Genomic DNA, 11402 nt, shown 5'->3' with positions numbered 1-11402 from the left:
GGGTTGTTATAATTCTGAAGTATTAAAATGCGGTAATTCTGGACTCTGAATATAAATCGTACACTGCGATCAGTGCTTCTGAGCCTTTGGCATCAGGGTAGAACTCATAGTTTCTGATTTCCTCACGTGTCTCGGTATAGACTGGGATGTACTTTTCGTCATAAACATTCCACACAATCAACAAAAAATGATAGCTAATTTTGCTGGCTCTACCCGCTTCTAACCACGCTTCAAATTGATCTTCCTTGATAGAACTTGGGTAATCTGGTCCGTCAAACATATTCTTGATTTGGTAAAGGCAATAAAGGTAAAGGATTGGAAATGTAAACTCTACCGAATACTTCACCAAGGGCTAAAATTACTGTTTCTAGCAAAAGAAGAAGCCTGAAGAAGTAGCTCATTCACACACTTCCTCAAGCTCGTTTCCTTGCTGGTAGCAAAGCACTTCCTGCAGTTTTTCTGTCCTTGGATGATTTTTCAAGAAGCCCTATTTCATATAGGCCTCGCGGATTGCTCTAAATTCAGAATTCGCCTTCCAGTTTGGCCAGATGGCTGAGTTGGCGAGATTTCTTCCCACTGCGTAAAGCAACTGCACATCATCCACTGCACCGTCAAGATTCCAACGAGTTGGATCGTATTCATCGGACGGCTTATGATAGTATTTCTGCACATATTCATCTTCTAGCTGCTTGCCGTATTCTTTTCCTTTTTCAAAATGATCTATGCCCGTTCCTATGTAAAGAGCTGGAATGCCAACTTTTGCGAAGCTAAAATGATCAGATCTGAAATAATATCCTGCGGTTGGGGTAGGATCAGGAGCAGAATAGCGCCCTACTTTTGCCAGTTCTTCGTTCAGCAGATCCTCCATGTCGCTTTGACCTACTCCTATGATGGAGACGTCTTTCATTTTTCCGTAAGGATTTATTCCATCCATATTGATATTGGCCACGGTCTGTTCCTTAGGGAAAACCGGGTTCAAGGCATAATATAGCGAACCCCAAAGTCCTTGCTCCTCGGCGGTCACTGCCAGGAAAATGACCGTTCGCTCTGGCTTTTCTTCCGTGCTGAAAGCTTTGGCCAAAGCCAGCAAAGCAGCAGTTCCAGAAGCATTATCGAGAGCGCCGTTGTAAATATTGTCCCCAGTCTCATCAGGTTTGCCTATCCCTAAATGATCCCAGTGGGCGGAATAAATAATGTATTCCTCAGGTTTGGTGGAACCCGTCACCTTAGCTATTACATTCTTAGACACATCGTATGTGGTAGCAACCGTTAGCGAAGAACTTGCTTTCAAATTCATAGATGTGGCCTGAAAATCAGCTTTCCGGGCTTTGGCGAGCATTTCACGCTCATTCATTCCCGCCATTTCGAAAAGCTTATTCGCTGTGGACAAAGCTACCCATCCCTCAAAAGCCAGTTTATATGAATCAGAACCGCGATCGTCAAGATAAAGTTGCTTAGAATTCCAGCGATTCTGAACCACATTGAAGCCGTATCCTGCCGGAATGGTATTGTGCACAATCAACACGCCCAACGCTCCCTGACGGATCGCCTCCTCGTATTTGTAAGTCCAGCGACCATAATAGGTCATCGTATTTCCTTTGAAAAAAGTGTCGTCATCTGTACCAAAGCCCGGATCATTGACCAAAACCATGACTATTTTTCCAGTTACATCAATATTCTTGTAATCGTCCCATCCGTACTCTGGAGCCACGATTCCAAAACCTGCAAAAACAATTTCTGCATCTTCGAAAGCGACTTCTGCTTCAGTGCGTTGAGTCCAGATCACATAATCCTTCAAACCCTCCAGGACGACAGAATTTGTTGGAGATTTGATGGTCATCTCGCTGGATGCTGTGCTATTAATAGAAACTAATGGAACATCCTGAAAATAAGAATTGCCATTTCCAGGCTCCAAACCCAAGGATTTGAATTCTGATTCTAGGTAGTTAATCGTTTTAGTTTCTCCTTCGGAAAAAGGCATTCTGCCTTCAAACTCATCTGATGCTAGTTTGATGATGTGAGGTTCAAGGTCAGAAACCTGGAATTTGTAGGGTTCCTTTTGAGATTCAGTGCAGGAAAAAATCGCTGCGAGTAAAGCAAGTGAGTAGATGGGTTTCACATTCATGAGATATAAGTTTGATCAGCAAAAGGTAATGATATCTAATGAGTATATCCATCACAGAAGAATCTTGAAAAGATTATATCATTATCCGCACTAATGCCAGTCACCTTATATTCCTTGCTTATCTGGTTGGAAGACCGATGACCAAAGCGGCCTCAATTCTTAAGTTTAACATTTGCTACTTTGCTTATTCCACCTTAATCATAAAAGAGTATATGTATTTCCGCTTTTGAACCAGTAGCAGAATTTATAATGCACCTATGTATCATTACTATAATTCAGAGTTCGAAAAAGACCCGAAGGATTGAGACGATTTATGACCCTCGGTAAATCCGAGGGTATAGGACTACAGTTTATATTTATATCTACTTTTCTAGTCTTCAACCATTAGAACTAACTTTGAAATATGTTGACGCCTTATTATTAGGATAACATTTTATGAAAGCCTCGGCAATTCCAATACTATTTGCAAAAACAAAAAAAGCCACAAAACTAGAAGTCTTGCGGCTGTTTCAAATTTTTTCATGAAACCCTTTTCCGGTCTCAAGCTTTCAGTTTATTTACCAAATGATTCATGCTCACCTATGTCAGGTTGAGAATCGGTCAAATTTGCTTTTGCCATCTGATAAAGTTGAGCAAACATGTTTTCATCTGTTTTCCAATGTTCCCCACTTTCGATTTTGATCTCAATCATAGCCAGGTTTGGATCTTCTTTTCCTTCGGGATACCAAGCGGCCACATATTTATTCCAGTATCGATCGATCAATTCTGGATCCGTTGTCAAATTCGCTTTTCCTGACAAAGACACATAAACCTGTCCTGCCGGATCGGAAAAGGTGATACATACATCCCGATCTTTTTTAATCTCAAAGGCTTTTCCATCATGCTTACTGGAGTAAAAATATAAGGTGCCGTCGTAGGCATCTTGAACCAAGGTCATGGGCCTTGATCTTAAAGATCCGCTGTCATCCTCGTTCGTCACGAGCATACCGAATTTTATATCTTTTATTAAGTTCCAAATAAATTGTTTGTGTTCTGGACTAGACATTGTTTTTATGGTTTAGTTAACAGTTAATTTTTGTGTGGGCTGTGGTCAAAATGGATTATCCTAAGATGATGGACTTCACGTTTACGAATTCCTTCATTCCAAAACCGCCATGCTCTCTGCCAAAGCCTGAATCTTTAACCCCACCAAAAGGCATCGCTGGCTTGGCTAGGCCAAAGGTGTTGATGAAAATCATCCCTGTATCAAAGTGTTTTGAAGCAAGTTCAATCGCTCGGTTTTTATCTTTAGAGAAGATTCCTCCTCCCAGGCCAAATCGGCTGTCGTTTGCTATTCTCATGGCATCTTCATCATCTTTAGCCTTGATCAAGGAGGCAACTGGACCGAATATTTCATCATCATAGGCAGACTGTCCTGGAGCTACAGAGGCAAGTACTGTAGCGGGATAAAAGTACCCTTCTCCATCAGGAATTTTCCCGCCGCAAAGAATTTCTGCCCCTTTGGTCACACTTTCTTCGACTTGCTCGTGCATCTTGTCTCTAAGATCTTTACGAGCCATAGGTCCCAGATCTGAATCCTCTGATTTGGGATCACCCATTTTTAAGTTACTCATTGCTTCAACAAAAGCCTTCTTGAAAGGCTCATAGACGGCATCAACTACGATAAATCGCTTAGCGGCAATGCAGGTTTCACCGTTGTTATAGACTCTACCTTTTACGCACATTTCCACAGCTACTTCGAGATCAGCATCTTCGAGAACTAGGTAAGCATCATTACTACCTAGTTCCAACACAGATTTTTTGAGTGCTGCACCAGCTTTCTCTCCAATCGAACGCCCTGCTCCCGAGCTACCGGTGAATGTGACCCCGCGAACGAGTTTGTGCTTGATCACTTCGTCGGATTGATCATGGTCAATGATGAGTTGGGTGAAAAGGTGTTTTGGAAGTCCTGCTTCATGAAAGATCTTCTCAAGCATAGCACCGGTACCGGTGACATTTGAAGCATGCTTTAATAACACTCCATTTCCTGCAGCCAAACTTGCAATGGCATAGCGCATGACTTGATAAACTGGGTAATTCCATGGCTGAATACCATATACTATACCTATAGGAGAAAAAGAGATTATTCCTTTCTCCCCATCGGCTAGATCTCTTTCAATATTTTCAAATTCTTTTGGGGCATTAGCTGCAGTATAATCGCAGATCCCAGCGCACAGCTCAATTTCTTGAATACTTTGGCTTAGCAATTTGCCCATTTCATCGGTCATGAGCGCAGCGAGCACCTTTTTATTATCTAGTAAAGCCTTTCCGATGGATTTGATCACAGTTGAGCGTTCGGATACTTCCTTATGCCGCCAATTCATGAAAGCTTCATGGCAGTTTTGAATCGCATCATTCATTTCATCTGAGGTCATGTATGCGTAGGCTTTGATTTCCTTGCCATTCAATGGGTTGATAGTGGTTATTCCTTCTGGTTTATTGGTTGTCATATAATGTTGGTTTTAAAAATACTAATCTGATGGACCTAAAAGTATCAAAGGTGATTCCAAGATTAGATTGTATGATTAAGGCATTTTAAGGCAGATTTAAAAAATTGATAGGTAGAACCTTTTCCTCAAAATGAGCAGGTAAACCACCGCCTTCTTAATTTTTGCTCCGGATTTCGATCCATAAAGTTGCGCTTTCTCGCAATTCTGTGAGATTTAATAATAGGATTGATTTTTGCAAAATTCACCTACATAATTAATTTATTTAAGTTAAAAAAAAGCAAACCATACAACTATGAGCAAATTCAAACTATCATCTATGCCCTCTCAAAAGGGCAAAATCGCGGTTGTGACCGGCGCAAATGTTGGCCTGGGATATGAAACTGCTTTAGGTCTGGCAAAACAGGGTGCTCAGGTTATTCTTGCCTGTAGAGATTTCGATAAAGCTGAAAAAGCCAGGCAGAAAATTGTAAAAATTGTTCCTCAAGCGAATCTTGAGATCATCTTGATAGACTTAAAAAACCTAGATACTGTGCATGGATTTGCAGAAGAATTTCTAGTAAAATATGAGCAGCTGGATTTTTTGATTTTGAACGCGGGAATAATGGTTCCACCCTATTCCAAAACTAAAGATGGATTTGAAAGCCAAATGCAGGTGAATTATTTCTCACACTTTTTATTGACTAATCTTCTTTTCCCTGTAATCAAAAAGACAAAGAATGCGAGGATAATTAGTCTGAGTAGTATAGCTCATAAAAACGGGACGATTAATTTCGATGATATTAATAGCGAAAAATCCTATTCTAAATGGGCAGCCTATGGACAGAGCAAACTAGCCTGTTTGATGTTTGCTTATGAACTGCAACGCAGAATAGACCAAAAGAATTTAGGCATCATGTCTCTGGCTGCACATCCAGGTTTGTCAAGTACAAACCTCAGTCAGCATCTACCCAAATTAGGACAGCTAGTTTTTGGACCTGTTTCTTCGCTTATTGGTCAGGATGCGAAAGATGGTGCAAAACCTACGCTGATGGCGGCCTTGGATCCTTCATTAAAGGGTGGAGAATACATAGGTCCGACTGGCTTCATGGAGGCAAAAGGTGAACCTGGTAAAGTCACCTCTTCAGATAGGTCTCAGAGCATCAGTGATGCGCAAAGGCTATGGAAGCTTTCTGAGGAATTGACTGGAGCGGAATTTACTGTTTGAAAAAATAAGCTTTAATGATCAAAAACAACCGGCTTTCTCGTTTCAACCTAACAGTTTTTAGTGATTTGAGAAAGTCGGTTTGGTTTACCTGAACAACTTTTTTCTTACCATATTTTAATTCTGTCCTCAGGAGCTTTATAATTCTTATCTCCAGGCTGCACATTAAATGCTGTGTAGAATGGATCAAAATTCATCAGCGGGCCATTCACACGCCAAACTGCCGGAGAATGGGAGTTGGTATTCACATAAGTTCTCAAGAATTCATCACGGGTTTTTACACGCCAGATTCTTGCGATCGATAAACAGAAACGCTGATCTGGCGTAAATCCATCGATTCTAGTCGTATCCTGACCTTGCTTCGTTAATTTGAATGCTTCGTAAGCTATGTAAAGAGCACCATTGTCTGCGGTATTTTCACCTATGGTCATGGCCCCTTTCACGTGCACAGAATCCAATACGGTGAAACTATCGTAGCGCTCAATTAGCTGTTGAGTTTTTGCTTTAAACTTCTCATAATCTTCATCGGTCCACCAGTTTTTTACATTACCGTCCTTATCATATTGAGCACCTTGATCATCAAAGGCGTGAGTCAACTCATGACCTATTACCATCCCAATTCCACCATAGTTGATCGCATCATCAGCGTAGAGGTCGAAGTATGGATATTGGAGGATTCCTGCCGGAAAGACAATCTCATTTGTTGAAGGACTGTAATATGCCGTGACGGTAGAAGGTGTGGTATGCCACTCTGCTTTGTCTGGCGCCTTTCCAAACTTGTCCAGCATGAACTTCGCATCATTTTGACGCAAGGCGAGCACATTTTCAAAGTACTTATCTTTCGCTATCGCAACATCATAGGTTCTCCATTTGTCAGGATAACCTATTTTTTTGGTGATTGCATAGAGTTTTTCTTTTGCTTGAATTTTCGTGCTATCACTCATCCAATCCAGCTGATTGATGCGGCTTTCAAAAGCTTTTTGAAGATTATTCACCAGATCTAGCACGCGTTGCTTTGCATCTTCATTGAAGTGGCGCTTCACATACAATTGACCAAGGGCGTAGCCCAACTGACGATCCACTTTCTGAACCATTTGCTGTGCTCGAGTCAACTGCTTCGATTGACCGGAGATTTCTTTTTGATAGTCAAAAGACGCATCTTCAAAAGGCTTGCTCAATACATCAGCAAAGGAAGCAAGTGTATGCGCTTTGATGTAGGTTTTCCAATCGACAAGAGGAACTGACTCTAGCATTCTGTTCAATGCCTGATAATATGCAGGCTGCCTGATGTCAACTGAATCAGTTTTCAACCCCAACTGATCCAGCATGGCAGACCATCCAATCGCTGGCTGTTTTCGATTCAATTCAGCAACAGACATTTTGTTGTAATTCTCTTTCACAACCCTTCGTTCTATTCGGGTTTTGTGAGATTCGGCTAATTGTTTCTCTAGTGAATATACTTTTTGTGCGGCAGCTTGGGCTACAGTTTCTTTACTTCCTGTGAGTTGGAAAAGTGTGGCTAGATAAGTCACATAGGCTTTTTGGATACCTGTGGAGGCAGAGTCTGTTTTGAAATAATAATCTCTATCAGGCAAACCCAGACCAGTCTGACCGAAATGCGCTATGTTGATACTGCTGTTTTCATCATCAGGTGAGATTCCTACGCTGATGATGCTTTGAGAGGAAGATTTGATTTCCTCAGTGACGAAAGTCATTAGTTCAGGTATCGAATTCACCGCCTCGATCCTGTTCAAAATAGGCTGAATAGGTTCAAAACCTCGTCGGTTGATAGCATCCACGTCCATTCCCGAAGCATAGAAATCCCCTACTTTTTGCTCTATACTTCCTGCGGGATTGTCAGCTGCAGCTACTTCCTCGAGGATATTTTCGAGGAGTTGTTTTTGAGGGATGTTCAAAAAAGAGTAGGATCCAACACCAGATTGATCGCTGGCAATTTGAGCAGTATCATACCAGCGGCCATTGACATGCATGAAAAAGTTGTCGCCAGGTTTGATGGAGGAGTCTATTCCTTCCACACTGACGAATTGTTTCTTTGCATCGGTATTTTCTTCTGAATTTTGCTGGCTACAGGAGGCTAGCAAAATTATTGAGGCGTAAAGTAGTTTTTTCATAGCTATAAGTCTGGGTTCATTTTTCAAAAGGTAAATGAAAAAACGGAGTTGACAAGTCATTTTTCCATGAGTGACTTTATCCCTTTAGTTGCTTGTTCGCTTAGGTGTCTGCTTAGCAAGATTTAGGGGAAAAGCAGCCTCCTCAATCTTTGAGTTTTCCAAACTGTATTTATGCTAGGAAGTCTATTATTTCCTGAGAATGGAACTGAACACTAAATTAACCTTAACGCTACAGGCGCAAAGTCTAATGATACTAAGTAGTTATTTGCTTTCTGCTGTGATGCTAATTTTCTGGTTTGCAGCGACATATACTCTGCCACCCTACCTGCAAAATACCGAGAATCAACTCCTGGATATTCTTTACAAAAAGGTTCGTAAAAGTCCTTGAATTCCTTCTTTTTAGTGAAATCTGATTTGATAATATGTACCATGATTTCTCGCGTTTCGTCTCTGCTCACCAGAAAATCATAAATACCCTGATCGAGCGTGCGATGTTTTGTCTTTACAGCACTTTTTAGGCTAAGCAATGGAAGAAACGGTGCCGGGCCATAATGGCCTACGAGCGTATGATCAGCCGAGGACTTACAACCCAATTGGGAAGACCAGGAATTCATAGTTTTGATAGATGGCAAATTCAGCTTTACTCCCAAATCATAAAATTCCCGCCTAAGTGGGGGTAAGAAACTATGTGATCTAATCGGTATTTGGTGCGCTAAAGCCCAAGCATGGATGCTTTTGAAAAGAGGATAGGTGAACGTGTGGACATCATGGTGTGAAGTGAGATGAGCGGGCTCTTGCTTGAAGATGCGTTTGAATTTGGTGTATTGAGCCTCCAGTTCTAGCATGGCTTGATTCACATAGTCATCCGTTGAATACTCGTTGTCCAACGTTTGATATTCGGGAAAAAAACCTGTTCCACAGACCAGTCTATCTACATTTTGCAATGCTGAAACTGGTCGGCCTGAAGTAATAGTGTAATGTAAACCAACATGCGTAGTCTGCGACAAAAGCGTATTAGTATTCATTAGCGTGGTATTTTGAAGAAATTGATAAAGACTGTCGAGCTGCTCATCATCTTTGTCTCCTGTTCTATTGATCAGCACAGCGATGGAATTAATCCAACCATTCTTTAGGGCAAGCTTTGCTCCAAGGTCAATTTCCTTGACCACTCCAATATCATCTGCAGTGATTAAGTACTTCTTCTGCACTAAGGGTACAAGCTGACTAGTGAAAATAGCCCCACTCCACACAAAAGTTCGATTGGTCAAAACATACCAGAGGTCCGATCCGCGATGCATTTCTCCAAGGATAGCATGGGAAATTTCCACATCCCATCGGGGCTGCAACTCTTGGGAAATGGGCGCATTGACAGAAGGCTTGAAAATCCTAGCATTGACCAAATGAGTCACTGTTCCTTTATAAGTCTCCATTATCCTACAGCTTTAGTATTCTTTCCTTCTGTTGAAGGTGTTGATTTGGAAGGTGTCGTATCCGCCGGCTGCAATGAAGTCCGTACGCGCATCAGTTTACTGAGCATATCAAACCAAAAAGGGGCTCCCAATGAAATAGCAAAAGCTGTGATCAAAAAACCTATTACGTTGAGGGGTGTGATGTCTTTAAAACTTATGTCAGTGACTGAAAAAACCAAGTTATTTTCCTGCAGTTTATCATCAAAATACTTTTTGTATTCGTCAAGATTCACCGTGTCCACAGTTTTATTTTGTGCGAGCATATCCTTAGCGCCTTCCACATATATGGTCCTAAGGTCCTCATTTTTCGAAAGATCCATAGCCAGCTGTATGGTGTCAACTTTAAAAGAGCAAGCGATTATAAAACCTAGGATAAAAGTCAACAGGGATAATTTGCGCTTGTACCATCCCGAGATTCTATCCATCTGATCATTATACCATTGCTCCAGTAGCGCCTTGAATTTTTCGATATCATCACTTGCTTCATTCCAAAGTAGATTGAATTGATAGCTGGTATCTGGACTCATTTTAAAATTGAGGGGTAAAAAAGGGCTGATCGATTTCCTTCGATTTTCTAATTCTAATTGGAGATAAGTAAGCTCTTGCTTGGCTGATTCTAGTTGAAACTCATTGACAGTTTCGATACTTTTCAAAGTTTCAATATCCTCCTCCAAGTCTCTGATAGTATCCTCTAACTCTTTTAGATCAAAGGTTGGAATGTTTCCTAAAGCAGCACTGATATTCTCCACCTGGCTACTATTAGGTCCTTTTTGCAACAAATCCACCACAGTCAAACTAAATCTCTCTGGACTGATGTAGGAAGGTTTACTATTGATTCCTTTGGGTCCGAGGTATCTGATGGAGGGATGTTGATAAAATGCTTTGGTAAGAACACTCGACGTGGAGGCCCAAAACAAGTTGACTAGGGTATGATTGTGTTTGTTAGACTCACTTTCATCTGCAAGAAGTCGCTCTATTCCTGCAAGTAAATTTTTTGCCCTAGAGCTAAAAATAGATGTAAGCGATTCTATCAGCGTCATGGTAAATAAACTGTACAACAGAAATATGAAAACCAAGCTGATAAAAGTGTCCAGTACTATAAGTCCTGTCATGGCAGAGGGGTTAGGAAGTTGAGAAAAGTTTTATAAAAATGAATATAGCACTACTCCATTAAACTAGTGACAGATTGATACTTATGATTTATAAAAATTCTTCTCCCGCTTCAGCTATAATCCTTTGTATCCTAAAATTTATGATTATCCGCAATCTTGCCAAGATCCAAAATTCCCTTCTTCCCCGGATGATTTCCAAAGACAGTTGATCGAAGAGACCCCAATTGTTAACCTAACCAAATCACAAAATGCTTTTAATTCTTGATTGGTAAGCACCCGGATATGTATCCTGAGATTTTAAAAAAAATGCCTTTTTAGCTAAAAACTACCCTCAAAAATTAGGCAGTCAAATCCTCTATTCTTCCTTCATAATCAAATTGCAAATCCTCATGCAATCCAGAGATAAGTTTCACTGCTTTGGATAACTGCATCTGGTAGATATTATCCAACACAGGATTTCTATGGTGCATGTAGCCGTATTCTCTGAGTTTTTCACAGAAAAATAAGAGCACTTCGATCTGATCGGTTTTGACTTTACTAAGCTTGAGTAGCTTATTCATCTTACGACGAAGCTTTTGGGCAGCTTTCTTGGCGTAGTAAGAGTGGCCACCTCTGGAAGTTTGAAAATCAGCCTCCAGTTCTTCCTGCACCATTTCTACGTACAATCCTGGATTGTCTTTCTCGTTTAGTTTGAAAAATAGATAGGACTTATTATCACGGCTGAATTTGCTCAGCTCTACCACCATTTCTATCAATTCTTTCTCGCTGAGGTAGCTAAGTTCTTTTTTAAGTTTAGCCAGACTTGGGATTTGCATCCCGCAAGTTAATTCCCTGTACTTATTTTTGCTAAATCTCTACCGCCGAAATTATTATT

At 40.9% G+C, this 11402-nt stretch carries 9 protein-coding genes; 1 reads left to right on the top strand and 8 read right to left on the bottom strand.

What is annotated here, in order from left to right:
- Positions 1-22 precede the first annotated feature (22 nt).
- The 4 genes from ABJH64_RS03795 to ABJH64_RS03780 all read right to left on the bottom strand — a co-directional run bounded on the left by ABJH64_RS03795 (position 23) and on the right by ABJH64_RS03780 (position 4614).
- Positions 23-280 (bottom strand): hypothetical protein, encoded by a 258-nt coding sequence (locus tag ABJH64_RS03795; protein WP_348275325.1) that lies wholly within the window; start codon positions 278-280, stop codon positions 23-25.
- A gap of 207 nt (positions 281-487) precedes the next feature.
- Positions 488-2125, bottom strand: a complete 1638-nt coding sequence (locus ABJH64_RS03790) for a M28 family metallopeptidase (protein WP_348275324.1) — start codon at positions 2123-2125, stop codon at positions 488-490.
- A 553-nt stretch (positions 2126-2678) separates the two neighbouring features.
- Positions 2679-3170, bottom strand: coding sequence for a pyridoxamine 5'-phosphate oxidase family protein (locus tag ABJH64_RS03785; RefSeq protein ID WP_348275323.1), 492 nt, complete (start codon positions 3168-3170; stop codon positions 2679-2681).
- Between the two features lie 55 nt (positions 3171-3225).
- Entirely contained in the window at positions 3226-4614 is a 1389-nt protein-coding gene (locus tag ABJH64_RS03780) for an NAD-dependent succinate-semialdehyde dehydrogenase (RefSeq protein WP_348275322.1), read from the bottom strand.
- 292 nt (positions 4615-4906) lie between these two features.
- On the opposite strand from ABJH64_RS03780, the gene ABJH64_RS03775 reads away from it, so the two are divergent.
- Positions 4907-5818: an oxidoreductase gene (locus ABJH64_RS03775; RefSeq protein WP_348275321.1), complete on the top strand. Its 912-nt coding sequence runs from the start codon at positions 4907-4909 to the stop codon at positions 5816-5818.
- A 104-nt stretch (positions 5819-5922) separates the two neighbouring features.
- Here ABJH64_RS03775 and ABJH64_RS03770 read toward each other — a convergent pair whose 3' ends face one another.
- From ABJH64_RS03770 to ABJH64_RS03755, 4 genes are all read right to left on the bottom strand, one after another.
- Positions 5923-7947, bottom strand: coding sequence for a M13 family metallopeptidase (locus tag ABJH64_RS03770; RefSeq protein WP_348275320.1), 2025 nt, complete (start codon positions 7945-7947; stop codon positions 5923-5925).
- A 212-nt stretch (positions 7948-8159) separates the two neighbouring features.
- A complete protein-coding gene (locus ABJH64_RS03765) occupies positions 8160-9377 on the bottom strand; it encodes a ChbG/HpnK family deacetylase (protein ID WP_348275319.1) in 1218 nt (405 codons plus the stop codon).
- Complete coding sequence (locus tag ABJH64_RS03760) at positions 9377-10528, bottom strand: hypothetical protein (RefSeq protein ID WP_348275318.1); 1152 nt, start codon at positions 10526-10528, stop codon at positions 9377-9379. Before ABJH64_RS03760 ends, ABJH64_RS03765 begins: the two co-directional genes overlap by 1 nt.
- Before the next feature lie 338 nt (positions 10529-10866).
- Entirely contained in the window at positions 10867-11343 is a 477-nt protein-coding gene (locus tag ABJH64_RS03755; protein ID WP_348275317.1) for a hypothetical protein, read from the bottom strand.
- Between the last annotated feature and the right edge of the window lie 59 nt (positions 11344-11402).

The sequence above is a fragment of the Algoriphagus sp. genome (genome assembly GCF_039969895.1).
In the GTDB taxonomy this organism is placed as follows: Bacteria; Bacteroidota; Bacteroidia; order Cytophagales; family Cyclobacteriaceae; genus Algoriphagus.
This window is presented reverse-complemented; position numbering and strand designations above follow the sequence as displayed.